Genomic DNA, 26347 nt, shown 5'->3' with positions numbered 1-26347 from the left:
GACTGGGTAGGCGCCGGGCGGGGCGCTACAATCCGCACTGTCGACTTCGCTTCGGAACCCAGCCTTGCCCAACCTGACCGCCCTTGTCCGTTTTTTCCTGCCGCCGCGCCGCTGGCTGGCCGCGCTGGTGCTGCTGCCCGCCCTGGGCGCGGCGCAGGACAAGGTCGTGCTGCAGCTCAAGCACAGCCACCAGTTCCAGTTTGCTGGCTATTACGCGGCCCAGGAAAAAGGCTATTACCGCGAAGCCGGCCTGGACGTGCGCATTGTCGAAGGCAAGGATGGCCAGGCGCCGGAGCGCGAAGTGCTGGCCGGCCGGGCCCAGTTCGGGGTCGGCAGCAGCAGCCTGCTGCTGGCGCGCATGCGCGGGCGGCCGCTGGTGGTGCTGGGCGTGGTGTTCCAGCACACGCCCTACGCCCTGGCCATGCGCCAGGATGGGCCGGAACCGGACATCCGCCGCATCGTCGGCAAGCGCGTCATGCTCGATTCGCTGGTGGAGGAGGCAAGCGAGGCCGATGAATTGCTGGCCTACCTGCAGAAGGAAGGCATCGGCGCGGCCGACATCCAGCGCGTCGAACACAGCTTCAATCCGGACGACCTGATCAGCGGCAAGGTGGACGCCCAGGCCATCTACACCACCAACGAGCCGGATTTCTACGACCGCGCCGGCTTCCCCTACGATGTCTACAGCCCGCGCGCGGCCGGCATCGACTTCTACGGCGACAACCTGTTCACCAGCGAGGGCGAACTGGCCGCCCACCCGGAGCGGGTCAAGGCCTTCCGCGCCGCCAGCATGCGCGGCTGGCAATACGCCATGGGCCACCAGGAGGAGATCGCCGACCTCATCCTCAACAAGTACAGCCGCCGCCACGACCGCCAGCACCTGCTGTACGAGGCGCGCGCCATGGTGCCGCTGGTGCAGCCGGTGCTGGTGGAAATCGGCTACATGAACCCGGACCGCTGGCGCCACATTGCCGACGTCTACGCCGGCCTGGGCCTGATGCCGCACGGCGCCGATTTCAGCGGCTTCCTGTACAAGCTGGACGGCGGCGCCCGCACCAGCCTGGTGTGGCTGTACCGGGTGGCCGGGGTGGCCCTGGTGCTGCTGGTGGCCGGGGCCGCCATCCACTTCAGCCAGCTGGCGCGCGAGCGCAAGCGCGCGCTGGAGGCGATCCGCGCCGGCGAGCTGCGCTTTCGCACCATGTTCGAGGCGGCGCCGCTGGGCATCGCCCTGGTTGACGCCGGCAGCGGCCAGCTGCTGGACATCAATCCGCGCTACCTGGACATCACCGGCTACAGCGCCGAGGAATTGCGCGCCGGGCGCTGGCACGAGCCGGGCCGGCCGGACGACCTGCCCCAGGTGGAAGCCCAGATAGCGCGCCTGCGGGCAGGCGAGATCGGCGGCTTCAAGCTGACCCGCCGCCTGCAGCGCCCGGATGGCCACACGGCCTGGGTCGAGGTCTCGGTGACGGCGGCGGCCGACGGCCATGGCCAGCCGCATTGGCTGTGCATGATGGAGGACGTCAGCGACAAGAAGCAGACCGAGGCCCTGATCTGGCAGCAGGCCAACTTCGACACCCTGACCCAGCTGCCCAACCGCCGCATGTTCCTGGACCGGCTGCGCCACGACATGCTGAAAAGCCAGCGCGACGGCAGCCGCATCGCCATCCTGTTCATCGACCTGGACCACTTCAAGGAAGTCAACGACACCCTGGGCCACCAGCTGGGCGATGTGCTGCTGGTCGATGCGGCGCGCCGTATCAGCGCCTGCGTGCGCAAGTCGGACACGGTGGCGCGCCTGGGCGGCGACGAATTCACCGTGATCCTGGCGGAACTGGGTGAAGATGGCGGCCGGGTCGAGCGCATCGCCCAGCACATCATCGACAGCCTGCTGCAACCCTTCACCCTGGGCCAGGAGCAGGCCTTCGTGTCGGCCAGCATAGGCATCACCCTGTACCCGGACGACGCCGTGCAGGTGGACGACTTGCTCAAGCACGCCGACCAGGCCATGTATGCCGCCAAGGGCGCCGGCCGCAACCGCTACAGCTATTTCACCCCGGCGCTGCAGGTGGCGGCGCAAAACCGCATGCGCCTGACCAACGACTTGCGCGGCGCCATCAAGGGCGGCCAGCTGCAGCTGTACTTCCAGCCCATCGTGCACCTGCGCACGGGGCGCATCCACAAGGCCGAGGCCCTGATACGCTGGAACCACCCGCTGCGCGGCCAGGTCAGCCCGCTGGAATTCATCCCGCTGGCCGAGTCCAGCGGCCTGATCGCCGAAATCGGCCAGTGGGTGTTCGAGCAGTCGCTGCCCTGGCTGCGGCGCTGGCGCAGCGGCTATCACCCGGAATTCCAGCTCAGCGTGAACCAGTCGCCGCTGGAGTTCCAGCGCGAGGGCCATTCCTACCAGGGCTGGCTGCGCCAGCTGCAGGCCCATGACCTGCCGGGCGAGGCGGTGGTGGTGGAAATCACCGAAGGCCTGCTGCTGGACGCCAGCAGCGCCGTCACCGACCGCCTGCTGCAGCTGCGCGACGCCGGCATCCAGGTGGCGCTGGACGACTTCGGCACCGGCTATTCCTCGCTGTCCTACCTGAAGAAGTTCGACATCGACTACCTGAAAATCGACCGTTCCTTCACCCGCAACCTGGCGCCCGATTCCAGCGACATGGCGCTGTCCGAGGCCATCATCGTGATGGCGCACAAGCTGGACCTGCGCGTGATTGCCGAGGGCGTGGAAACGCCCGAGCAGCGCGACCTGCTGCTGGCGGCCGGCTGCGATTACGGCCAGGGCTATCTGTTCGCGCGCCCGGTGCCGGCCGAGCAATTTGATCAATTATTGCAGGCCCAGGCCCCTTTGCCGTCCGCTGATGATTGACAAACATATTTTAGAATTGAATAATCATTCCTAATGGCAAAATTTTTGCCAGCTTTCTAAGGAAGCGGTTATCTCCATGCAGGCAAGCGCAGTGGCATCCGGGCCGGACCAGCTCGGCCAGATCGGCCATTACCAGTTGCGCGAGCGCCTGGGCGAAGGCGGTTTTGGCGAAGTCTATGCGGCCTGGGACGAGCGGCTGCAGCGCCTGGTCGCGCTCAAGCGGCTGCGCCTGGCCAGCGCCGACGGCGGCGCCGAACGCCTGATGAAGGAGGCGCGCCTGGCGGCGTCCCTGCAGCATGCGGCTTTCGTGCGCATCCACGCGCTGGAACAGGATGGCTGGAGCCAATCGATCGTGATGGAATTGGTGCCCGGCCACACCCTGCGCGCCGCCCTGCAGGGCGCGCCGCTGGAACCGTCGCGCGCGCTCGACATCACCGGCCAGGTGGCGGCCGCCATGCAGGAAGCGCATGGGCAGAACCTGGTGCATGGCGACCTGAAGCCGTCGAATCTGATGCTGGAGCCGTCCGGCGCGGTGCGCATCCTGGACTTCGGCCTGGCGCGCCACATCGACCCGCTGGCGACCCAGACCATGTCCCCGTTCAGCCAGGAAGGCACCATTGCCTACATGTCGCCCGAGCGGCTGCAGGGCACGGCGCCGGACCCGGCCGGAGACATCTACGCGCTGGGCATCATCCTGTACGAAATGCTGACCGGCTCGCGGCCGTTCGCCGATTTGCAGGGGCTGGCCCTGGCGGCGGCCCAGATGCAATCGAGTTCCGAGCAATGGCCGTTCGGGCCGGACATCGCCGCCCCCTTGCGCCAGCTGGTGCTGGACATGACGGCGCGCGAACCGGCGCGCCGCCTGCCCAGCATGGAAGCGGTGGCGCAGCGGGTGGCGGCCCTACGCGATCCGGCCTCGGCCGTGGTGCCGGCCAACTGGACCTTGGCGTTGCCGACGGCGCTGCTGCGGCGCGCCTTCCCTGTAGCGACTGCCGGCGCTGTGCCCCGACGCCGCCTGCCGGTGTGGGCCCGGGTCGCGCTGCTGTCCAGCTTGGGCGCAGTCCTGATCGCGGGCGCCGCCTGGCGCTGGGCGCCGGCCGAGTGGGTGCAGGATTGGGCGCCGTATTCAGAGCAGCGTTCCCTGCAGCAGGGAATGGATGGATTACGGGTATTTGATCGAGACGGGGCGCTAGAGGCTTCATTGGCCCAGTTCGACCGTGTACTGGCGCATAGCCCCGGTCATGCGGCTGCGGTAGCTGGAAGTGCGATTGCATATTGCTTTTTATATAATGGCAGTGGCCGTGATGAGACTTGGCTCCAACGTGCTGATGTAGCATCGCAATTTGCACTGAAGCTGGATGATCAGTTAGCGTTGGCGTATACCGCCTTGGCGTTCGTGCAATTAGTGCGAGGTGATACTCAAAAGGCAATGTTGACGATCGATCGAGCCTTGTCTCTGGATCCAAATGAGGCCATGGCATGGTATGTCAAGATTGGCATTCTTCAGCGCACTCGGCGATATAAGGAGCAGCGTGCACAGATAGATTTGGCGATACAGCGCTTTCCTCAGGAAAGGAACTTTATCGATCAGCTTGGCGTGCTGTTCTATGTGCAAGGTGACTATGCGAGTGCGGAGCAGGCTTTCAGGCGCAGCTTGCTGCTAGCACCAGATGCCAGCTTTGCCTATGCCAACATGAGCGCGGCTTTATTGCGTCAAGGGCGAGAAGATGATGCTTTGCATACCTTGCAACAGGGGCTGCAAATTCGGCCCAGTAGTGTTCTATACAGCAACCTTGGTACCACCCTGTTTGCCAGGGGCGATTATGTAGCGGCGGCCAGTGCATTCGAGCACGCGGTATCTGCCTCTCGAGGTGGTCCAAATGTTGCTTTAAAATGGGCTAACTTGGCAGATACCTTGCGTTGGATACCGGGGCGTATGGAGGATTCACGGCGTGCATACCGACGGGCTTTGGAATTACAGCAGCTTGAGTTAGAACGTTCTCAGGATGATCCCGTATTTCTCTCCCGCCGCGGGCTTTATTTGGCCCATTTGGAACCGCCCACGGCGGCACTGGAATGGATATCCCGTGCGGTCAGTTTAGCGCCGAACAATGCTGATGTGCGTTTTCGAGCTGCAGTTGCTTGTGAACTGGCTGGAGAGCGGCGCTTGGCTATTTCACATTTGAGGCAGGCGCAAGAATTAGGCTACCCTGCGAAATTGATTGCATCAGAACCTGATTTGCTAGCACTACGACGTGATCCGCTTTTCCACCCCACCAGCTCTATAACGGAAACTTCACCATGACTCATCCTGTTCCGCAACGTGTTTTGCTCACTATTCGTTTTGATGCTGACCAGATCAGCAATCAATTGAACTACAAGTTGGATAGGTCGCTACAGCAAGCATCAACATCCGGTATTCCGCCGACTCCAGAGGAGGGAGAGTACGCAGGTTCGCTATATTTTTATCCTGGGGAACAAGTAGGTCTGCAAGTTGTGGGCGGCGGCAAAGAGGATTTTGTGGGCTTTGATGTTATTCAATGTAGTTTCCTGACCGAGCCGCAACTTATATCTTGCGGTCCGACAGTTCCTACGGTGTATTCTTTACCTTCAATGTTTGAGCAAGGAAAAGGCGCAGTGTTATCGATTAATCCGGAGTTTCACACGACCACGAAACCCCAGAAAGATGGACGGCATTTGATTATCCAGGACTGGACCGGAGAATTGGATGTAACCAAGGTACACGGCCGTTGGGAATTGTCTTGCTGCCTGACTATCCGCATCCGCCGTGCGAATGGCCGCGCTGAATTGCGAGTACTGTGCTTTGATCCCGAAAGTGAGGTCGGAACTGGTGTCAATCCTCCAGGATGCCAGAGCGAGCAGACCTGAGTTGATTATCTTGCCTTAGGTGGCGCCTTAGCGCCTCGCTTGGCGTTTTTAGCGCCGAGGCACAACGTTCGTGGTCGCCGTCATGCAGCGCTACGGTGGCAGCGATTTCGGCCACCGGGATCTTTTCCACACTGCGGATCTCTGGATGCGCGGCGATCAGCTTGTACATCGACGGCCTTGATATGCCTAACGCCAGCGCGGCGGCGCGGATGCGCCAGCCGTGCTGTTCCAGCGCCTGCAGCACCATGCCGTGATCGATGTCCGCCAGTTGGCGGCGCGGCGCGCCAGGAGTAGCTTCTTCATCGCCTTCATCAACCTGCACCGCCCGCGCGGGTATCCCCGCCAGCTCCGCCAGCGACGGCAACTCCCCACCCTGCAAACCAATCAGCGCCCGCTGCACCACGCTGGCCAGCTGCCGCACATTGCCCGGCCAGTCATAGAGGCACAGCGCGCTGACAAAAGCCACCGGCAACTCGGGTGCCGGCGCTCCGCTGCGCGCCTCCCACGCTTGCACAAAGTGCCGCACCAGCAGCCCGATATCCTCGCGCCGCTCGCGCAGCGGCGGCAAACGCAGCACATAGCCTTCCAGCCGCCGCAGCAGTGGCTGGCTGAAGCCGCCATCGTCAAGATCCCGGTCGGTGGCAGCGATCAGGCGCGCCTGGCTGCGCGCCACGGCGGCCCCGCCCAGCGGCCGGTATTCGCCCGTTTCCAGCACCCGCAGCAGCATGGGCTGCACCGGCGCCGGGGTGGCGCCTATCTCGTCCAGGAACAGCACGCCATTGCCGGCCTCGGCGAACAATCCGCGCCGGGTGGCGCTGGCGCCGGTGTAGGCGCCGCGCTCGGCGCCGAACAGGTCGGCCGCCGCCAGCGATTCCTGCAGGGTCGCCATATTGACCGCCACCAGCGGCGCCCCACGGCGCGCGCTGGCCGCGTGGATGGCCTGGGCCGCCACTTCCTTGCCGGTGCCGGTCTCGCCCAGCAGCAGCACCGGCACGTCCACCGCCGCCGCCTGCCGGATGCGCTCACGCACCTTGATGGCGGCCGCGCCCGCGCCGAGGAAGGCGCAGACCGCATGGTGCTGCGGCAGGCGGTCCATCCAATGCAGGCACAGCAGCACCCCGCCCAGGCCCAGCACCACGCCGGCCGACACTTGCGCCGCCTCCAGCGTCACGGCGCCGGCGCAGGCCTGCCCGTTGAGCTCGACCAGCATGCGGCTGGCCGGTGGCGCGATGGTCACGCTGTCGTCGCGCCCGCGCCGCAGCACGGTGGCCTCGCGCGAAATGCCGCGATGCCCGAGCGGCAGCGCCGCCCCGCCCGGTGCGGCGAACGGCGGCGCGTAGCGGTGCAGGGCCAGTTCGGCGCCGTCGGCCAGCACATGCTGTTCGCCGATGCGCGCCGCCTCCGGATGCCACAGCACGGTCAGGGCCAGCAGGCGCACCCCATCCTGGCCGGGCGCGGCCAGATAGGACGTCAGGGTGAGGTCGGGGTCGGTTGTATGCACGCGCGGTGGTAGTGGGATTGTGGGGCTATGTCATTGACATGCCATTTTACATGTCATTGACATATCGTCGAGCCCCCGTCGAGACCCCGTCGAGACCCCGCCGGGCGCAGCCGGCGGCGAAATCGGCCGTTTCAGCATTGGCATGCTTCTTGACTAGCTGGCAGCACGCGCCATCACCGCGACTCCGCTCCAGGAAGTGACCACCATGAATGTTCGTGCGATGAATTTGTACCCCCTGCGTGTGCGACCCAGCAAACTGTCGCCGCAAAAACTCAAGGAAGAGCAGCATGCCTACGCCGTCCTGTACGGCCTGCTGATGCGGGCGCCGCTGGGCCTGGACCCATCCTCGTTCCAGCTGCTGTCGCAGCCGGTGCCCTGGGACTGGCACACTGACGCAGGCCGCATGGACTCCGCCCAGTACAACTTCTGCGCCGCCATCCCGTCCTGGAGCGCGGTGGCGGAGTACCACTCCACCGCACCGGCCTACGACCACGCCTACGCCCAGTTCCTGTGCGTGCTGGCCGCCGAGGCCGGCGGGGCGCGCCAGGCGGCGCTGGAAGCGGCCCAGGTGACCCTGCTGTCGGACGCCAGCATGGTCGAGTGCACCATCGCCGAGGCCCACAGCGCCTACCTGAGCGGGCCCGCGCGCCTGCCCTTCATGGCCTGGCTGAATACCGAAACGGGCAGCGTCTACCGGACCCAGATCGCAAACGAGTTGGGCTGGATGGCGGGCGACCTGGGCGACTACCGCAGGTTGCTGGACGCCTGCGACAGCCCGCTGCTGGCGGCCGCCGTGGGCGCGTACGCCGACGAGCGCCACCGTGTCCCGCTGAGCGAGGCCGGGGCCGCCTTCCCCGCCGTGCCTGCCTGGCACACCAGCGCGGACAGCCGCGCCTGGGCCGATCGCCATGCCGCCGGCATGGCCGCCCCGCTGCGCTACCGCCAGCAGGGCCAGGCCCAGCACTGGGTTTACACCTGGGCCGGCCAGGCCGATGATGTGGACCACCCCTGCTTCGCCATCCACCTGCACGGCGAATGGCAGCGCCTGGACGAGTTCTACGCCGACCTGCAGCTGTCGGTAACGGTGGAAAGCGCGGCCCTGGAACACATCGCCATTACGCCCGAGCGCTGGTTTTCCGGCGTGGCGCCGCTGGCCGACGGCCCTTACCTGAGCGGCTTTTCCCGGTCCGCCGGCCAGGGGGGGAACCATGTGCTGGGCCAGGGCGGCCTGCTGCCGCTGATGAAGACCGGCATGCTGGCCGTGCTCAACCCGCGCGTGCGGGTGGCGGTCTCGGCCGAAACCTATGCCGCCCACCGCCCCAAGTGGGCGGCCGCCACTGGTTTCCGCATCGGTCCCTTCGTGTTCGGCGGCCCTGGACGCGAGCGCCATATCGACTGGGATGAGCAGCGCAGCGTGGCCGCCTTCTCCCTGTCCGGCCCGTTTGGCGCGCCGCAGATCGTCGGCGTCACCATCGCTACCCAGCCCGCCGCCTGAGCTGCTCCACATCCACGCCGGAACGGCGATAATAATCGGCGCAGCGTGTTTCGATAGTAAAAACAAATCGAAACTATTGCGACAATCAATTTTGCAAATCGCATAAAAGCCTTTACACTGGCGTCTCATTGATTCACAACCCCACGAGGAAAACACCATGTCCCTGATCAACACCCAAGTCAAACCTTTCAAGGCCACTGCTTACCACAACGGCAAGTTCATTGATCTGACCGAGGAATCGCTGAAAGGCAAATGGTCGGTGTTCGTGTTCTACCCGGCTGACTTCACCTTCGTCTGCCCGACCGAACTGGAAGACCTGGCGGACAACTACGCTGAATTCTCGAAACTGGGCGTGGAAGTGTACGGCATCTCGACCGACACCCACTTCGCCCACAAAGCCTGGCACGACACCTCGGAAGCCATCAAGAAAGTGCAATACCCGCTGGTGGGCGACCCGACCGGCGCCCTGGCCCGCAACTTCGAAGTGATGATCGAGGAAGAAGGCCTGGCCCTGCGCGGCACCTTCGTGATCAACCCCGAAGGCCTGATCAAAGTGCTGGAAGTGCATGACAACGGCATCGGCCGCGACGCTTCCGAACTGCTGCGCAAAGTGAAAGCCGCCCAGTACGTGGCTACCCACCCGGGCGAAGTGTGCCCCGCCAAATGGTCGGAAGGCGCCGCCACCCTGACCCCGTCGCTGGACCTGGTCGGCAAGATCTAATTAACGGATCGACGTTGAAGCCTATTCAACAAACACTGTAGTACCCGCGATGCCGGCTCCCCGGGCATCCGGGACCGGCATACGCTTAAAGTTCTTACAGAGAAGGAAATATCATGTTGGATGCAAATCTCAAAGCCCAGTTGAAAACCTACCTGGAAAAGGTCGTGCAACCGATTGAGATCGTTGCATCGGTCGACGACAGCGCCAAATCCCGCGAGATGCAGGATCTGCTCCAGGACATCGTCCTGTTGAGCGACAAGATCACGCTGGTCGAGCGCAGCGACGACCACGAGCGCAAACCCTCGTTCAGCATCAACCGCCCCGGCACCGGCATCGGCGTACGTTTCGCCGGCGTGCCCATGGGCCATGAATTCACCTCCCTGGTGCTGGCCCTGCTGCAGGTGGGCGGCCACACCATCAAGTTTGACGACGCCGTGATCGAGCAGATCCGCAACCTCGACGGCGATTACGAATTCGAGACCTTCATCTCGCTGTCCTGCCACAACTGCCCGGAAGTGGTGCAGGCGCTGAACGCCATGTCGGTGATCAACCCGCGCATCAAGGTCACCACCATCGACGGCGGCGTGTTCCCGAAAGAAGTGGAGGCGCGCCAGATCATGGCCGTGCCCATGATGTTCCTGAACGGCGAGCACTTCGGCCAGGGCCGCACCAATGTCGAGGAAATCCTCGCCAAGCTGGACAAGAACGCCGGCGTGCGCCAGGCGGCCGAACTGAGCAAGAAAGACGTATTCGACGTGCTGATCGTCGGCGGCGGCCCTGCCGGCGCCGCGGCCGCCATCTACGCGGCCCGCAAGGGCATCAAGACCGGCGTGCTGGCCGAGCGCTTCGGCGGCCAGGTGCTGGACACCTTGGCCATCGAGAACTTCATCTCGGTCAAGGAAACCGACGGCCCGAAATTTGCCGTGGCGCTGGAGCAGCACGTCAAGGAATACGAAGTCGACATCATGAACACCCAGCGCGCCGCCAAGCTGGTGCCGGGCAAGATCGTCGAAGTGCAGACCGCCTCCGGCGCGGTGCTGAAGGCCAAGTCCGTGATCCTGGCCACCGGCGCCCGCTGGCGCGAGATCAACGTGCCGGGCGAGAAGGAATACCGCAACCACGGCGTGGCCTACTGCCCGCACTGCGACGGCCCGCTGTTCAAGGGCAAGCGCGTGGCCGTGATCGGCGGCGGCAACTCCGGCGTGGAAGCGGCCATCGATTTGGCCGGCCTGGTCAAGCATGTGACCCTGATCGAGTTCGGCGCCGAGCTGCGTGCCGACGCGGTCCTGCAGCGCAAGCTGCGCAGCCTGCCCAACGTGACCGTGATCGTCTCGGCCCAGACCACCGAGATCCACGGCGACGGCAAGATCGTCAACGGCCTGAGCTATACCGACCGCGTGTCCGGCGAGGCGAAGAAGGTCGAGCTGGAAGGCGTGTTCGTGCAGATTGGCCTGGTGCCCAACACCGAATGGCTGAAAGGCACGCTGGCCCTGTCGCGCCACGGCGAGATCGAAGTCGACGCCCGCGGCCAGACCTCGGTGCCGGGCGTGTTCGCGGCCGGCGACGTGACCACGGTGCCGTACAAGCAAATCATCATCGCCACCGGCGAGGGGGCGAAAGCGGCGCTGTCGGCCTTCGACCACCTGATACGTTCGGGCGACGAGGAAGCGGCGGAAGCGCCTGCCGCCCAGGCCGCCGTGGCCGCCTGAGTCCGGTACTGATTGCCCATGTATGCCGTTCCAGCCGCTGGCTGGGGCGGCATTTTTTTTATGCGGGTGCTACCATGGCATTCCCTTTTTCGGAAAGGATGGCAAATGGCTGAGTCTGCTTTTTCCCTGACCCGCGCCGTGGGCGCCATGCTGCTGGCGCTGGCCGGCGGCGCTGCTGCCGCGGCCCCTGCCTGCGGCAAGGCGCCGTCCGGCGAGCTGACGGCGCAGCGCGTGGCCGCCGCCGCGCCCTCGCGGGCGGAACCCTCGCTGTACGAGGGACCGGTGTGGATCAGGGACGCGCTGTATTTTTCCGACTTCAACGTGCAGCCGCCGTTCGCCTCGCGCATCCGCAAGCTGGCCGCCGACGGCACGGTCAGCACCGTGATCGAGGATAGCGGCAGCAACGGCCTGGCGGTGGACGCCCGTGGCGACCTGATCGCAGCCACCCACAAGTACAAGGCCCTGTCGCGCTACGTGGTCGCCAGCGGCAAGCGCACCCCGGTGGCCGAGCGCTACCAGGGCGAAGTGTTCGACTCCACCAACGACATCGCCATCGCGGCCGATGGCGTGATCTACTTCACCGATCCCGACTACCAGAAGGCGGCGGCGCCGGGCGGGCAACCGGTGACGGGCGTGTACCGGGTCGCCACGGATGGCAAGGTGACCCTGGTCGATGGCAGCCGCAGGAATCCGAACGGCATTTCATTGTCGCCGGCCGGCGACGTGCTGTACGTGAACGCGGCCGACGGCATCCTGCGCGCCCACCCCATCCGCGACGGCGAACCGCAGGCCGGGCGCGACCTGGTGACAGGGTTGAACGGTCCGGACGGCATGGCGGTCGACTGCCACGGCAATATCTACGTGACCGAGCACGCAGCCAAACGCGTGCGCGTCTTCACGCCCGAGGGCAGGCAGTTGGCCACGATCCACGTCGACGCCAACATCACCAATGCCGCCTTTGGCGGCAAGGACGGCCAAACCCTCTACCTGACCGGCGCCGCCGCGCTGTGGCAAATCCACCTGGGCGTCAGCGGTTCACCTTATTGATTTGACGGCTGGTCGAATGAGGATTTTTGCAGTCAAATCCTCAACATGACATCAGCCACCCGACATGGAAGTAAGGCGTCTCGTCAAGGGAGCGGCTTTCCTGACCGGGAGCTGCCCCGCGATGCAAATGGCGCGCCACTGCGTGATCCGGAGGCAGAGGGCGCATATAGCCAGTTGGGCCAAAAGGACGGACGATATGGAAAATACGATCAGGCTCGGGTATGGGATACCGATGGACGGCCCATCAAGGATATTGATTTTACAGACCATGGCCGGCCTGGGAGCCATACCAATCCGCATGAACACCGCTATGTCCCTAACCCAACCGGCGGCACAGCGCAGCATGGCCCGGCGCAGCCTTTGCGGAAAGAAGGTGGCGATATGGCGGCCTTGACGGTGCCCATGTATCGGGCAAACGGCACGCGTGTTCAATTGGCCGACTTGCTGAGAAAGATTCCGGCAAACGACTGGGTGTGGAGTATCGTGGAATTTGATGGTGTCGGGAAAATGCCTGCGCCGCTATCATTTGGTGAATTTCAGCGGCAGTTGCACGAGCAACCTACCGGTTTGTTGCAGACTTGGAGCGAGGTGTGCAAATTTGCCAAGGGTTTGGAATACACGATCGATTGCCTGGTGGTCGCTGTGTTGAATATTGATCGCCTGACTATCGGCATGCTCGAAAATGAGGATTTTCAGCAATGCGAAGTTGCCCTGCGCGCGATCGACAGCACGGAATGGGAGATTTTCTCTTCTCATCCCAGTCTGTTGGATGAGTTGAAACGGGTAGCGTCTTAGCTGATTGAGCTGCGCAGCGATACCCGCCGCTGCTCACGCGCCGAGCGGTACACGGCCTCGATGATGCGGATGTCGCGCAAGCCTTCCTCGCCGGGCACGATGGGCTCCTTGTTCTGCTGTACGCACAGCGACAGATGGTCCAGCTGGCCCGCCCACTGGGTAGCGCCGGGGCCGGGCGGCGGCGTGACTTCGTTCTCGCGACCGCGCCCCACCCACAGCCGGTTGCCGCCGTAGCCGGTGCCCGGCTCCAGTTCGATGCGGCCCTTGTCGCCCATCAGCAGGATGTGGTTCTGGTTGGCGCTGTACATGGACATGCAGGAGCCGATCACGCCGGATGGGAACTCCAGCTGGAACTCGATCATGTCCTCCACCTCGCGGAAGCGCGGGTCGCTGCGGTCGGTGGTTTCGTGCGCATATACCGACACCGGTTCCTCGCCCGTCATGTAGCGCGCCGCTTGCAGGGCGTAGATACCCATGTCCATCATGGAGCCGCCGCCCGACATGGCTTTCTTCAATCGCCAGGAATTGGAATTACCCTGGGTGAAGCCGTGCTCGGAACGGAAGTAGCGCAGTTTGCCGATCTCGCCCGCGCGCGCCAGCCGCCGCGCTTCCAGGTTGGTGGCCTCGAAGTGGCAGCGGTAGCCTATCATCAGCTTCCTGCCGGCCTGCTTGCAGGCGGCGATCATGGCCTCGCACTCGGCCGACGATACCGCCATCGGCTTCTCGCACAGCACGTGCTTGCCGGCCTGCGCGGCGCGTATGGTGTACTCGGCGTGCATGGACACCGGCAGGCACACGTACACGATGTCGATGTCCGGATTGTCGCGGATGCGGTCGTAGTTGTCGTAGCTGTAGATGCCGTGCCCGGGCACCCCATGCTCGGCCGCCACCCGCCTGGCCTTGGCGGCGTCGCCGCTGACCAGGGCCACCAGCTTGCTGTGCCGGCAGTGTTTGAACTGCGGGATGATGACGCCCAACCCGTAGCCGCCCAAGCCGACGATGGCGTAGCCCAGCTTGCGGCCCGGCTCGGGAGCCGCCCAGGCCGGGACCCCGGCCGCGCCGGCCGCCAGCACGCCGCCGGCCGCCAGCAGCAGGCCGCGCCTGTCGAAATCTACCATGTCCACCTCCACGGTTGGATCGCTGCGTCAGCGACACCCCGATTAGAGCACAGCTACTGGCTGCGACGGAAAGGTGAGGTAAAAATCGCACCGCCGTTGGTGAAAAACAGTCTGCCAAGAACCCGTTTCAAAATGAGCAGGGCTAGGCGCGGTGACGCAGACAGTGCGCCTGCACGGCAAGGCGCGGCAACGACGCCATGGTCTTTTTGATACGGGTTCTAAACGACCAGGTCGGCGTTGGCCTGCTTGGCCCGCAACGCCATCGCGTGGCGGTGGCGTGCGCGCAGCCTGGGGTTGGTGATCAGCCGGCCCAGGGTTTCGCCCACCACCATCACCACGCCCAGCAGCGGCAGGACCAGCATCAGGCCCGCCACCCCGGCCACGGCGCCGCCGATGAAGATCATCAGCACCGTGATCAAGGGGTGGATGTGCAGGCTGCGTCCCACCGTCATGGGCATGAAGATGAAGTCGTCCAGCAGCCGCACGGCGATGAACACGCTGATGGCCAGGTAGGCGATGGCCGGATCGTGTGGCGCGTCGGTGGAAGCCACCGTCACCACCAGCATGCAGCCGGCGATGGAGCCCACATAGGGCACCCAGGCCAGCAGCGCGGCGATCAGGCCCAGCACCACCGGCGCCGATACGCCGATGGCCCACAGGCCGCTGGCCAGCACCACGGTATCGATCAGGGTCAGCTTGAGCAGGCCCTGGAAGTAGTTGTGGGCGGTCTGGTCGACCTCGTGCAGCAGGCACAGGGTCTTTTCAAAGAAGGCGTTGGGCACGGCGCGCGCCAAAAACTTCTTGAAGCGCAGGCCGTCGCGCAGGAAGAAAAAGGCCAGGAAGGGCGCCAGCAGCAGCGACGGCAGCCAGGCCGCGATCGACACCAGGATGTCGGTCAGGTGCTTCTGCACATACGTTCCGGTGAAAGAAGCGATATGGCTGTTGAGGGTCTTGGCCAGCTTGACCTGGCGCAGGATGGGGAATTGCTGCTCCAGCGCGTACAGGGTGCGGCGCACGAAGGTCAGCCCGCCCGAGATGTAGGTGCCCAACGTATCCTGCCACGGCGTTTCGGACGGTTCGCCGGCCGCATTCCAGTAGGCCGCCGCCAGCACCAGCAGCGCCACCGCCAGCGCGAACACGGTCCCTACCAGCAGCACGGCGGCGTCCTGGCTCAGGCCCATGCGAAGCAGGCGCTGCACCGGCGGCGTCAGGATGTAGTACAGGATGATGGCCAGCAGGAAGGGAATGGCCAGCCACAGCACCTGCTGCAGCAGGAACAGCAGGCCGCAGGTGACGGCAATGATGCCGCACCAGACCACCGGTCCGGAACGTTCCTGGCGTGGCGCCTGCATCACAGGGCCTCGTGCTGGGGAATGCCGGCCATCCACTCGCGCAGCCGGGTGCCGATGTGGCGCGCCAGGGCCAGCGAGATCTTGTAGCCGATCACGGCGTCGGTTTCCATCAGGCCCATGAAGTCGGCGCGGAAGAACACGGCCAGCTCGGAATTCTCGGTGGCGCGGGTCTGGGCGTTGCGCGGCGAGTTGTCCAGCAGGGCCAGGTCGCCGAAGAAGGAACCGGGACCGAGGTCGCCCACCACTTCGGTCACGCCATCGACCTCGCGGCTGATGCGCACCTGGCCCGACATCACCAGATACAGGGCCTGGCCTTCCTCGCCCTCGTCGAACACCACCTCATTGGCTGAGTAGCGCCGCTCGTGCATGAGGCCGTCCACGATCTGCAGTTCCAGCGGCGTGAGCGAGGCGAACAGGGCCGATTCCTTCAGGCGCAGCAGGCGCGGCGACAGGACGGGCGATTTGAGGAAGCCGAAAATCAAGATAACTCCAGGGTGGGGAAAACGTCCAAGCTGAACGTATGGCTATTGTCGCCGCTTTTGTTGCACCTGCACATGGCGGTGTTGTTAAGGCATCACAGCTCGGGCCATCATAGCTGTACCGTGGCGGCCAGCGGCACTTGCGGTTCCAGGTGGCTGGTCAGCACGATGCACTGGCGCGCCAGCCGCTGCGGGTCGGCCAGGCGGGCGCGCAGATAAGCCACGGCGTCCACGTCCAGGCCATTGAACGGTTCGTCGATCAGCAGCAGGCGTACCGGCAGCGACAGCGCCAGGGCCAGCTGCATCTTCTTGTGCTGGCCCAGCGACAGCGTGGTGACCGCCTGGCGCAGCGCGGGCAGCAAATGCAGCGCCCGCAGTTCCGCATCCAGGGCGGCGGCTTGGGCGTCCGGATACAGGGCCAGATGCAGGTCCAGCACTTCCTGCACGGTCAGCCAGGGCAGCTGCGGGGTGTCGCCGCCGCAGTAGTAAGATTGCAGGCGGTAGGCCAGCGGGCTGGCCTTGCTGTCGATGCCATCGAGCGTGATGCTGCCGGCATGCGGCAGCAGGGCGCCCGCCGCCAGTTTCAGCAGCGTGGTCTTGCCGGCGCCGTTCTCGCCGCGCAGCCAGGTCACGCCGGCGCCCAGCGCCAGGCTGTAGCCTTGGAACAGGGGACGGGTGGCGAATTCAAAGCTCAGCTGGCTGAGGCGCAGGATGGGTGTCAGTTCCATAGTTCGCTTCCGATGGCGGTCAGGATCAATATGCTGCCGATGACGAGGGCGACCCGGCCGCGCGCCGTCAGGCCGCGCAGCAGCACCACCGCCAGCTGGGCCACGGCGGCCACGCAGATCCATACGGTGGCCACGGTGTGGCTATAGTTTCCGGTGCGGCCCAGGACCAGTGCGCTGAACACGGCCAGCACGCACAGGCCGGGCAGCAGGCTGAAGCCGATGGCGCAGCGGAACAAGCCCTGCGAGGCAATGGGCCAGCCGGCCAGCACCGGCCGCAGCAGGGTGACTTGTTCGGTCACGGCCTTGTCGCCGCGGTCGGTCAGCAGCATCAGGAACAGGCTGGCGCAGGAGCCCCACAGCACGGCCGGCACCACGGGCGGACGCAGCAACCACAGCACCACGCTGAGCAGGGCGGCCGCCAGCAGCACGGTCTGCTGCAGGCCGACCACGTTCTCGCCGCGCCAGAACGGCAGCCAGAACAGCTGGCGCCAGTAATAGGGGCCGGATTTGAGGCCGGCCTTCAGTCCGCGCGCGGCGGGACCGCTGGCCGGCGCATAGGCGCTGGCGGCGGCAAGACGTGTGCCCAGGCGCGGCGCGGACGGCATGCGGGCGCGCACGGCCAGCACCAGCGTGGCCAGCAGCCATCCGGCCAGCAGCGACACGGCGCTCAGCACCAGCGCCGGCGCCACCACCGGACGCAGCCAGTCCGGCCATTGGTACAGCCAGATCGCGATCGAGACCGCATAGGCGGCGCACAGCGGCACCGCGATCAGCGCCGCCACGGCGCCATCGGCCAGCCAGCGCAGCGCGGGCGGTATCGGCAGGGCGCGGCTCCAGTGCAGCACGGCGGCCGGCAGCAGGCGCTTACGCAGCAGCAGCACCGGCAGGCAGGCAATCAGGCTTTGCCCCGCCAGCAGGGCCAGCGCGATGGGCCAGGGCTGGGTGGCGGCATACATCCCGGGCAGGGCCACGCAAGCCAGCAGGCCCACCAGCACCGGGCCGAAACCGAGCAGGATGATTTCCAGGGAGTTGCCCAGGCTGACCGAAAACTGGCGCAGCGCATGGCGCGCCAGGCGTACCCTGAAACCCAGGTAGGGATGCGGCGCAGGGCGTTTCAACATGACCATGGCGTCGTTGCGGCTCCTCGCCGTGCAGGCGCACTGTCTTCGTCGCCGCGCCTGGCCACGCTCATGTTGAAACACCCTGGCAAGGAGACAGACATGGTCACGGACTCTCGTAACTGGTGCAGCCGACCCGCGAAAACTGGCGCGGAAATGACTAAGGGCCCGACGAATCGGGCCCCCAGGGAATATTGGCGGAGTGGACGGGGCTCGAACCCGCGACCCCCGGCGTGACAGGCCGGTATTCTAACCAACTGAACTACCACTCCTAATTCGTTTTATGTTTCTTGCTGGTGGGTGCTGAGAGGCTCGAACTCCCGACCTAAGCCTTGTAAGGGCTCCGCTCTACCAACTGAGCTAAGCACCCGCTAGACCTCAGAAAACATTTCAGCGTTTGTCACAACTGCTGAACGAGGCCGTATTCTACAGGGCGCTTTGCGCGTTCCGCAAGGGTCTTTTTAAAAATAATTCGCGCCGGTGTTTTTGCATAAATATGTGGCACGCGATGTGGCGCACAATGTGGCACCATCGCGCCATGAACGACGATGCCCTCCACGCCCTGTATGCCCGCGTCAGCCGGCGGCTGATGCCCTTCCTGTTCCTGTGCTTCGTCGCGGCCTACCTGGACCGGGCCAACGTGGGCTTCGCCAAATTGCAGATGCAGGCAGACCTCGGTTTCAGCGACACCGTGTACGGCATGGGCGCCGGCATCTTTTTCATCGGCTACTTTCTGTTCGAGGTGCCGTCCAACCTGCTGATGCTGCGCGCCGGGGCGCGGCGCTGGATCGCGCGCATCATGATCAGCTGGGGCCTGATCTCCGCCGCGCTCATGGCCACGCGCGACGCCACCAGCTTTTATGTCCTGCGCTTCCTGCTGGGCGCGGCCGAGGCGGGCTTCTTCCCCGGCGTGATCCTGTACCTCACCTACTGGTATCCGGCACAGCGGCGTGCGCGCATGGTGGCCTTCTTCATGAGCGGGGTGGCGGTGGCCGGCGTGGTGGGCGGGCCGCTGTCGGGCTGGATCATGCAGTCCTGCGCCGGGCTGCTGGACCTGGCGGGCTGGCAGTGGCTGTTCCTGCTGGAGGGCCTGCCCTCGGTGCTGCTCGGTATCTGGACCTTGTTTTACCTGGACGATGGCATCCGCGCCGCGCGCTGGCTCAGCGAGGAGGAAAAGCTGGCGCTGGAACGTGCCCTGGCCGGCGAGCAGGCCGCGCGCCGGCATCCGCCGCTGCGCCGGCTGTTTGCCGATGGCCGCGTGTGGCTGCTGGCGCTGCTGTACTTCCTGTGCGTGATGGGCTTGTACGGCGTCAGCTTCTGGCTGCCGCAGCTGGTCAGGAACAGCGGTGTTGGCAATGTTTTCCAGATCGGCCTCCTGAGCGCCATTCCTTACGTGGCGGCGGCCGTGACCATGGTGCTGGCCGCGCGCCATTCCGACCGCAGCGGCGAACGGCGCTGGCACATCGCCGGCGCCGCCATGGCCGGCGCCCTGGGCTTGTGCGCGGCCACGGTCTATAGTGACAGCACGCTGCTGGCGCTGGCCGCCCTGAGCGTGGCCACGGCCGGCATCCTCACCACCTTCCCGATATTCTGGAGCCTGCCGACGGCCATGCTGGGCGGGACGGCGGCGGCGGCCGGGATCGCGCTGATCAATTCGGTCGGCAACCTGGCCGGTTTCGCCAGTCCGTATCTGGTGGGCGCCATCCGTGACGCCACCGGCAGCACGGCGGCCGGCATGGTCCTGCTGGCCGCCAGCCTGCTGCTCGGCGCCTTGCTGGCGCTGGCGGCGGGCCAACCACAAGGAGACCACGTATGAGCAAGCCGCGCACCATCCTGCTGGACCTGTTCCGCGCCGCCGTGCAGGCGGTCGACCCGCTGCACGCCATCGCGCCGCACCTGCCGCCCCCGCCCAGGGGACGCACCGTGGTGATAGGCGCAGGCAAGGCCGCGGCGCGCATGGCGGAAGGCGTGGAGCGCAGCTGGCCAGGCCCGCTCAGCGGCCTGGTTGTCACACGCTACGGCCACGGCGCCGACACCCGCCACATCGAAGTGATCGAAGCCGGCCATCCGGTCCCGGACGATGCCGGCCACGTGGCGGCGCGCCGCATGCTGGAACTGGTGCGGGGCCTGACGGCGGACGACCTGGTGCTGTGTCTGATCTCGGGCGGCGGCTCGGCGCTGATGACCTTGCCCGGTCCCGGCATCACGGTGGAGGACAAGCGCGCCATCAACAAGGCCTTGCTCAATAGCGGCGCGCCCATAGCGGAAATGAATTGCGTGCGCAAGCACCTGTCGGCCATCAAGGGCGGGCGGCTGGCGCTGGCCTGCCATCCGGCGCGCGTGGCGACGCTGGTGGTGTCGGACGTGCCGGGCGACGATCCCTCGGTGGTGGCCTCCGGCCCCACCCTGGCCGACCGTGGCACCCAGGCCGAGGCGCGCCGCATCCTGGACAAGTACGGTATCCCGGCGCCGGACGCGGTGCGCGCCCTGCTGGCCGACCCTGCGCAGGAGACGCCCAAGCCGGGCGACCCTCGCCTGGCCGGCAACAGCGTGGCCATCATCGCCAGCGCGCAGCAGGCGCTGGAGGCGGCGGCCGAGGCCGCGCGCGCGGCCGGCTACACCCCGCTCATCCTCAGTAACAGCATGGAGGGCGAGGCGCGCGAGGTGGCCATCGTCCACGCCGGCATCGCGCGCCAGGTGCTGGCCCACGGCCAGCCCTTGCCCAGGCCGTGCGTGATCCTGTCCGGCGGCGAGACCAGCGTCACCGTGCGCGGCCACGGGCGCGGCGGACGCAATGCGGAATTCCTGCTGGCGCTGGCCATCGCGCTCAATGGCGCGCCCGGCGTGCACGCCATTGCCTGCGACACCGACGGCATCGACGGCACCGAAGACAACGCCGGGGCCCTGATAGCCCCGGACACGCTGGCGCGCGCCGCGCAGCTGGGCCTGGACCCGCAGGCGCTGCTGGCCAATAACGACGGCTACCGTTATTTCGCCGCCCTGGGCGACCTGGTGTGCACCGGCCCCACGCGCACCAATGTCAACGACTTCCGAGCCATCCTGGTCGAAGCCTGACAGGGCATGTCAACATGGTGGCGCCGTGCCAGCATCGGCTGCGCGCCTCGGCATGGCTGCTAGGGCTTGAGCGCGTCGAGGATCTCGCCTATGCCGCCCGCATAGATGCGCTTGCTGACTTCCGCCCCCAGGTGGCGCGCATGGATTTTCTGGACCGTGCCATCCACCACCATGTCGTGCAGCACACCGGCGAGGGCGTGGTACAGCGGTTCCGGCACGGTGGCGCGCGCCGCGTACACGCCGATCAGGCGGCGCGGCGTTTCCGCCACCGGCATGGCCGCCATGCGTGCCGCCAGTCCGTAGCGCTGCATATGCAGCAGGCTGATGACGGGCGGCGCCAGCGTGCCCTCGGCGCGGCCGGCGCTGATCTTCTTGAACACGATATCGTAGTCGTTGACGTATTCCAGCCGGCCGGACAGACGCAGGCGCTCGAACTGGGCCTCCACCTCCGGCGGATAATAGATGCCGCGCGTGACGTTCAGGCGTCCGCTGCCGCGCTCGGCGAAATCGGCCAGGCTGGTGTAGTGGCCTGAGTCTTTCTGATGCTCCAGCAGCAGCTCGAAGGTGGTGTAGGTGTAGGGTATGAAGCGGCCGTAGTGGTCGCGTTCTTCATTGCGCGAGGAGGCCATGGCGAGGTCGATGCGGCCGGCCTCGTACTGCAGGTAGAGGCGGCTGCGCGGATACCAGTCGACCTGGAAGCGGCAGCCGGTGCGCCGTCCCAGTTCGGCGATGATGTCCACCGAGGTCCCCCTGAGCTGGCCGTTCTCCTGGTAGGCAGCATAGCCCAGGTCGCTGACACCGGCGCGCAGCACGGTGGGGCAAGGTAACCCGGCGGCGACGGCCTGGGCGGCAAACAGCAGTATCGATACTCCGGTCAGGCGTGCTCGCATGGCGTACTGGACTCTGATGGCAGACCTTGTCAGTGTAACATTGCCTTTCCGAAACTGGTCTTTATGGCCGGAATACGCTGACGGCCGCGACGGGGGCCTGCTGCACGCTGGCCGCCGCCTGTTCCATCTCGGCCGCCACGGGCCGCTGCTGCTCCGTCAGGACGACGCCAGCGCCAGCCGCGGCCTTGGCTTGGCCGGCTTGGCGGCGCCGCTATGGATGCCGTGGACCGCGCCGTTGTCAGTGCTGTCGAGCTTGAACACGCCGACCACTTGCTCGAGGTAGCGCGCCTGGTCCTGCATGGATTGGGAGGCGGCTGCCGCTTCTTCGACGAGTGCGGCATTTTGCTGGGTCACGCTGTCCATTTCACTGATGGCCTGGTTCACCTGCATGATGCCGGCTTCCTGCTCGGTGCTGGCGGCGCTGATCTCTCCCATGATGTCGGTCACGCGGCGTATGCTGGCGACAATTTCGCCCATGGTGTTGCCGGCGTCGCCCACCAGTTTGGTCCCGTTTTCTACCTTGTTGACGGAATCGTTGATGAGGAGCTTGATTTCCTTGGCTGCGGTCGCCGAGCGGTGCGCCAGGTTGCGCACCTCGCTGGCGACCACCGCGAAACCGCGGCCCTGTTCGCCAGCGCGGGCCGCTTCGACCGCTGCGTTCAAGGCCAGGATGTTGGTCTGGAAGGCGATACCGTCGATGACGCTGATGATGTCGGAAATCTTGTGGGCGGAGTCGTTGATTGCTGTCATCGTTTGTACGACTTCGGACACGACGGTGCTGCCGCGGACCGCGACGTCGGCGGCGCTGGTGGCCAGGCCGGTGGCTTGGCGGGCGTTGTCGGCATTCTGCTTGACGGTGGAAGTCAGTTCTTCCATGGACGACGCCGTTTCCTCCAGTGAGCTGGCCTGCTCTTCGGTGCGTGAGGACAGGTCCAGGTTGCCGCTCGCAATTTCCTGGCTGGCCGAGGCGATGGTCAGTGTACCGTTGCGCACATCGGTGATGATGTCATGCAGTCTCTGGATGAAGCCATTGAGCGACGTGGCCACCTGTCCGAACTCGGCTTGTTGCGGCGGCAAGCGGTAGGTCAGGTCGCCGTCGCCGCTGCGCAAGTCTTCCGTGGCGCGCAAGATCGCCCGTAGCGGTACCAGCACCGTGCGCGCCAGCAGTATCGCCAGCAAGACCGACAGTGCCACCGCGAGCGCGCCGCCACCTATCAGCGTGGCATTGGTGGAAGCCTGCAGGGATGCCGCATGCCTGGCGCGCTCGGTGAGCAGCGACTGTTCCGCATCCGCCAGCTGCTTCAGCGTGTCGCGCATCTGGTCCATCAGCGATTTGCCTTTGGCGCTTTGCTCGAACACGATCAGCGCCTCCATCTTGCTGCTGTCGGCGTTGGCGGCGTGGCGCAGCGCGATTGCCGGTTCGGCGGCGGTGGTGCGCCATTGCTGTTCCAGCTGCTCGAGCGCTTTCAGGCGGGCTTGCTGCTTGTCGTTGTCTGCGGTCAGCGACTTGACCTTGGCCAGGTTCTTCTGGAACGAGGCCTTGCCGGCGTTGTAAGGTTCCAGGGACGCGGTCGCGCCGGTCAGCGCAAAGCCACGTTCACCCGTCTCCATGTTGATCAGGCCCTCGAGTATTTCCTGGCTGGTGCCCAGCACTTCGTAGGTATGCACGTTCCAGCCATTGGCCTGGTTGAGTTTTGAGAAGTTGCTGTAGGCCACTGTGAGCAACACCAGCATGATGGCGACGATGGAACCGAAGCCCAGATACAGGCGTGTGCCGATGCCGAAATGTGATGTGGCCGCAGGAGTCGTGGGTGATTGCATGGTGTTGTTCCGCCTTATGAATGTGGTGACGATGAAGCGGCGGAGGTTGGGCCAGCAATGTGAATTCGTTCGCCGGCGACGGCACGACGTCGTGGTGCCGCTGGGCGCATATCTGTAACAAGTCTGTAACAGCGTCATTCCAAAATCAATACAAATATTGATCATGGGATACAAAAAAATGGTCAGGAAAATAAAAACTCACACATTCTCACTCTGCCGCCACGCATTCTCGGCTGTGCGCATTTGCAACACTTCGCGCTGCCGCAGGCGGGACGCACTGGCGTACCGGCCGGCGGGAGGCTCGCGGCCGGGCTTGCGGCGCCAGCCGTTTGCGGCGATACTGTATGGAATCACAGTGAAATTCACGTAAAATCCCAGCCCGCCATGTTTGACGACCACCGGCGCATCGCCCACCTCGACATGGATGCGTTCTACGCTTCCGTGGAGCTGCTGCAGTACCCTGAGCTACGCGGGCAGGCGGTGGTGATCGGCGGCCGCCATGCGGAACCGGTGGTGAACGCGGACGGCAGCCGCACTTTCGCCCGCCTGCGCGACTATGCCGGGCGCGGCGTGATCACCACCGCCACCTACGAGGCGCGTGCGCTGGGCGTGGGCTCGGCCATGGGCCTGATGAAGGCCGCCAGGCTGGCGCCGGACGCCGTCCTGCTGCCGGTCAATTTCGACGCCTACCGCCATTATTCGCGCCTGTTCAAGCAGGCCGTGGCCAGCATCGCACCGGAATTCGAGGACCGCGGCATCGATGAAATCTACATCGACCTCACCCACGTGGAGGGAGAAACGGAGGAACTGGGACGGCGCATCAAGCAGGCCGTGCGCGACGCCACCGGCCTGAGCTGCTCGATAGGCATCACCCCGAACAAGCTGCTGTCCAAGATCTGCTCCGACTTGCAGAAGCCGGACGGCCTGACCATCCTCGGCTACCAGGACATCCCCGACCGCATCTGGCCGCTGCCGGTGCGCAAGGTGAACGGCATCGGCCCCAAGGCCACGGAAAAGCTGGCCGGCCTGGGCATCCACACCATAGGCCAGCTGGCCGAGGCCGATCCGGCCCTGCTGCAGCAGCATTTCGGCCTGCACTATGCGGCCTGGCTGGCCGAGGCCGCGCATGGCGTGGACAGCCGCGCCGTGGCCAACCGCACCGAGACCAAGTCCATCAGCCGCGAAACCACCTTCGAGCGCGACCTGCACGCGCGCCAGGACCGCGACACCCTGTCCGGCATCCTGACCTCGCTGTGCAGCCGGCTTGCCGAGGATATCCGGCGCAAGGGCTATGTCAGCCGCACCATCAGCATCAAGCTGCGCTACGACGACTTCCAGATCGTCAGCCGCAACGTGACCCTGCCGCAGCCGGTGGCGGACGCCGCCGCCATCCTGCAGGCCGCGCGCGAATGCCTGAAACGGGTGCCGCTGCAGCGCCGCCTGCGCCTCCTGGGCGTACGCGCCAGCACCCTGGAACGGCCCGGCGCGGTATCGGCGAAGGCACTGCCGGTGCAAGGCGAGTTGTTCGCTTGAGAGGACACTTGAAAATGACCATGGCGTCGTTGCAGCTCCTCGTCGTGCAAGCGCACTGTCGTCGTCGCTGCGCCTAGCCACGCTCATTTTGAAATGGCCTCTACGGCCCTTCCGCTTGTGTAAAATGGCGCTCCCGCCCAAATCCCGATCTTAAAACAAGGCTAACATTCATGTGGTTCAAGAATCTCCAGATCTACCGTCTGCCGGCCCCTTGGGCCTTTACCCCCGAACAACTGGAACAGGCGCTGGAACCCCACGCCTTCACCCCGGCCAGCAGCAATGAACTGCTGCGCCAGGGCTGGGACAAGCCGCGTCCCAACGGTGGCCTGGTGCACGTGGTCAACAAGCAAATGCTGATCCTGCTGGGCACCGAGAAAAAACTGCTGCCCGCCACCGTCATCAACCAGGTGGCCAAGGCGCGCGCCGCCGAGCTGGAAGAACAGCAGGGCTTTGCCCCCGGCAAGAAAGCCATGAAGGAACTCAAGGAGCGCGTGGCCGACGAGCTGTTGCCGCGCGCCTTCTCCATCCGCAGCAACGTCTGGACCTGGATAGACCCGGTCAACGGCTGGCTGGTGGTGGATGCGGCCAGCCCGGCCAAGGCCGACGAAGTCATCAAGCTGCTGCTGAAGGCCGTGGACCGCATGCCGCTGGAATCGCTGCGCGTGCAGCGCTCGCCGGTGGCCGTGATGACGGGCTGGCTGGAGCATGACGAGGCGCCGGCCGGCTTCACCGTGGACATGGACACCGAACTGCGCGCCACCGGCGAAAGCAAGGCCGCCGTGCGCTACGTCAAGCACTCGCTGGAACCGGAGGAAGTGCGCCGCCACATCAAGGCCGGCAAGCAGTGCACCCGGCTGGCGATGACCTGGGATAGCAAGATTTCCTTCGTGCTGACCGAGGCGCTGGCCATCAAGGGCGTCAAGCCGCTGGACGTATTGGACGAAAAAGAGACATCCAGCAACCGCAATGAGGAGGAGCGCTTCGATGGCGACTTCATGCTGATGACTGGCGAATTGAGCAAGCTTCTGGCCGATGTGGTGGAGGCGCTCGGAGGAGAGGCGAAGGCCTGAGCCCGCATTTGTGACTGTATTGGCAAGATTGCGCATGCCGCCCGGCAGTTAGCTGGACGGCATGCTTTGTTTACCGGCAATCAAATATTTTCGTTGCCTTGTAGAAATTAGGCCCTTTTTTTGCTATAGTGGGG

Annotated in this window: 20 protein-coding genes and 2 tRNA genes; 12 read left to right on the top strand and 10 right to left on the bottom strand. The window is 65.3% G+C overall.

The window, feature by feature from the left end; all coding sequences use genetic code 11:
• Positions 1-64 precede the first annotated feature (64 nt).
• From ACLB1G_RS10415 to ACLB1G_RS10405, 3 genes are all read left to right on the top strand, one after another.
• Positions 65-2872 carry an EAL domain-containing protein gene (locus ACLB1G_RS10415; RefSeq protein WP_491627121.1) on the top strand — a complete coding sequence of 936 codons (2808 nt, stop codon included), beginning with the start codon at positions 65-67 and terminating at the stop codon, positions 2870-2872.
• 76 nt (positions 2873-2948) lie between these two features.
• On the top strand, positions 2949-5177 hold the full coding sequence (locus ACLB1G_RS10410; RefSeq protein ID WP_491627120.1) for a protein kinase domain-containing protein: 2229 nt from the start codon (positions 2949-2951) through the stop codon (positions 5175-5177).
• Entirely contained in the window at positions 5174-5761 is a 588-nt protein-coding gene (locus ACLB1G_RS10405) for a hypothetical protein (protein ID WP_491627119.1), read from the top strand. Before ACLB1G_RS10410 ends, ACLB1G_RS10405 begins: the two co-directional genes overlap by 4 nt.
• Here ACLB1G_RS10405 and ACLB1G_RS10400 read toward each other — a convergent pair.
• Positions 5727-7262, bottom strand: a complete 1536-nt coding sequence (locus tag ACLB1G_RS10400; protein ID WP_491627118.1) for a sigma 54-interacting transcriptional regulator — start codon at positions 7260-7262, stop codon at positions 5727-5729. The two genes, ACLB1G_RS10405 and ACLB1G_RS10400, sit on opposite strands and share 35 nt — an antisense overlap.
• A 241-nt stretch (positions 7263-7503) precedes the next feature.
• Between ACLB1G_RS10400 and ACLB1G_RS10395 the strand changes: the two genes are divergently transcribed.
• From ACLB1G_RS10395 to ACLB1G_RS10375, 5 genes are all read left to right on the top strand, one after another.
• Positions 7504-8757: a hypothetical protein gene (locus ACLB1G_RS10395; RefSeq protein WP_491627117.1), complete on the top strand. Its 1254-nt coding sequence runs from the start codon at positions 7504-7506 to the stop codon at positions 8755-8757.
• A 157-nt stretch (positions 8758-8914) separates the two neighbouring features.
• Positions 8915-9478: an alkyl hydroperoxide reductase subunit C gene (gene ahpC / locus ACLB1G_RS10390; protein WP_491627116.1), complete on the top strand. Its 564-nt coding sequence runs from the start codon at positions 8915-8917 to the stop codon at positions 9476-9478.
• Between the two features lie 113 nt (positions 9479-9591).
• The gene (gene ahpF / locus ACLB1G_RS10385) at positions 9592-11187 is read left to right on the top strand and encodes an alkyl hydroperoxide reductase subunit F (RefSeq protein ID WP_491627115.1); all 1596 of its coding nucleotides are present in this window, start codon (positions 9592-9594) and stop codon (positions 11185-11187) included.
• 105 nt (positions 11188-11292) lie between these two features.
• Positions 11293-12234: an SMP-30/gluconolactonase/LRE family protein gene (locus ACLB1G_RS10380; protein ID WP_491627114.1), complete on the top strand. Its 942-nt coding sequence runs from the start codon at positions 11293-11295 to the stop codon at positions 12232-12234.
• 45 nt (positions 12235-12279) lie between these two features.
• Positions 12280-13029, top strand: a complete 750-nt coding sequence (locus ACLB1G_RS10375; RefSeq protein WP_491627113.1) for a hypothetical protein — start codon at positions 12280-12282, stop codon at positions 13027-13029.
• On the opposite strand, the gene ACLB1G_RS10370 is transcribed toward ACLB1G_RS10375, so the two are convergent.
• The 7 genes from ACLB1G_RS10370 to ACLB1G_RS10340 form a co-directional block, all read right to left on the bottom strand.
• Entirely contained in the window at positions 13026-14147 is a 1122-nt protein-coding gene (locus tag ACLB1G_RS10370) for a Gfo/Idh/MocA family protein (protein WP_491627112.1), read from the bottom strand. The genes ACLB1G_RS10375 and ACLB1G_RS10370 overlap by 4 nt on opposite strands.
• Before the next feature lie 218 nt (positions 14148-14365).
• Positions 14366-15499 carry an AI-2E family transporter gene (locus tag ACLB1G_RS10365; RefSeq protein WP_491627111.1) on the bottom strand — a complete coding sequence of 378 codons (1134 nt, stop codon included), beginning with the start codon at positions 15497-15499 and terminating at the stop codon, positions 14366-14368.
• Positions 15499-15981: a cyclic nucleotide-binding domain-containing protein gene (locus ACLB1G_RS10360; RefSeq protein ID WP_491627110.1), complete on the bottom strand. Its 483-nt coding sequence runs from the start codon at positions 15979-15981 to the stop codon at positions 15499-15501. The genes ACLB1G_RS10365 and ACLB1G_RS10360 overlap by 1 nt, the downstream gene beginning before the upstream one ends.
• A 107-nt stretch (positions 15982-16088) precedes the next feature.
• The gene (locus ACLB1G_RS10355; RefSeq protein WP_491627109.1) at positions 16089-16706 is read right to left on the bottom strand and encodes an ABC transporter ATP-binding protein; all 618 of its coding nucleotides are present in this window, start codon (positions 16704-16706) and stop codon (positions 16089-16091) included.
• Positions 16697-17827, bottom strand: a complete 1131-nt coding sequence (locus tag ACLB1G_RS10350) for a hypothetical protein (RefSeq protein ID WP_491627108.1) — start codon at positions 17825-17827, stop codon at positions 16697-16699. Before ACLB1G_RS10350 ends, ACLB1G_RS10355 begins: the two co-directional genes overlap by 10 nt.
• A 192-nt stretch (positions 17828-18019) precedes the next feature.
• Positions 18020-18096, bottom strand: a tRNA-Asp gene (locus ACLB1G_RS10345).
• A gap of 22 nt (positions 18097-18118) precedes the next feature.
• A tRNA-Val gene (locus tag ACLB1G_RS10340) sits at positions 18119-18194 on the bottom strand.
• Between the two features lie 168 nt (positions 18195-18362).
• On the opposite strand from ACLB1G_RS10340, the gene ACLB1G_RS10335 reads away from it, so the two are divergent.
• Positions 18363-19640 (top strand): MFS transporter, encoded by a 1278-nt coding sequence (locus tag ACLB1G_RS10335; protein WP_491627107.1) that lies wholly within the window; start codon positions 18363-18365, stop codon positions 19638-19640.
• Positions 19637-20899: a glycerate kinase type-2 family protein gene (locus tag ACLB1G_RS10330; protein WP_491627106.1), complete on the top strand. Its 1263-nt coding sequence runs from the start codon at positions 19637-19639 to the stop codon at positions 20897-20899. The genes ACLB1G_RS10335 and ACLB1G_RS10330 overlap by 4 nt, the downstream gene beginning before the upstream one ends.
• Positions 20900-20958: 59 nt before the next feature.
• Here the strand turns inward: ACLB1G_RS10330 and ACLB1G_RS10325 are convergent, their stop codons facing one another.
• A complete protein-coding gene (locus tag ACLB1G_RS10325; RefSeq protein WP_491627105.1) occupies positions 20959-21789 on the bottom strand; it encodes a substrate-binding periplasmic protein in 831 nt (276 codons plus the stop codon).
• A gap of 156 nt (positions 21790-21945) precedes the next feature.
• The gene (locus ACLB1G_RS10320; protein ID WP_491627104.1) at positions 21946-23610 is read right to left on the bottom strand and encodes a methyl-accepting chemotaxis protein; all 1665 of its coding nucleotides are present in this window, start codon (positions 23608-23610) and stop codon (positions 21946-21948) included.
• Between the two features lie 384 nt (positions 23611-23994).
• Between ACLB1G_RS10320 and dinB the strand changes: the two genes are divergently transcribed.
• Positions 23995-25143: a DNA polymerase IV gene (dinB, locus tag ACLB1G_RS10315; protein WP_491627103.1), complete on the top strand. Its 1149-nt coding sequence runs from the start codon at positions 23995-23997 to the stop codon at positions 25141-25143.
• Positions 25144-25313: 170 nt separating this feature from the next.
• On the top strand, positions 25314-26213 hold the full coding sequence (locus tag ACLB1G_RS10310; RefSeq protein WP_491627102.1) for a recombination-associated protein RdgC: 900 nt from the start codon (positions 25314-25316) through the stop codon (positions 26211-26213).
• Positions 26214-26347: the final 134 nt, after the last annotated feature.

Source organism: Duganella kummerowiae (genome assembly GCF_053572355.1).
Note: the sequence above shows the minus strand (reverse complement) of the source record. Positions and strands in the feature narration are given on the sequence as shown.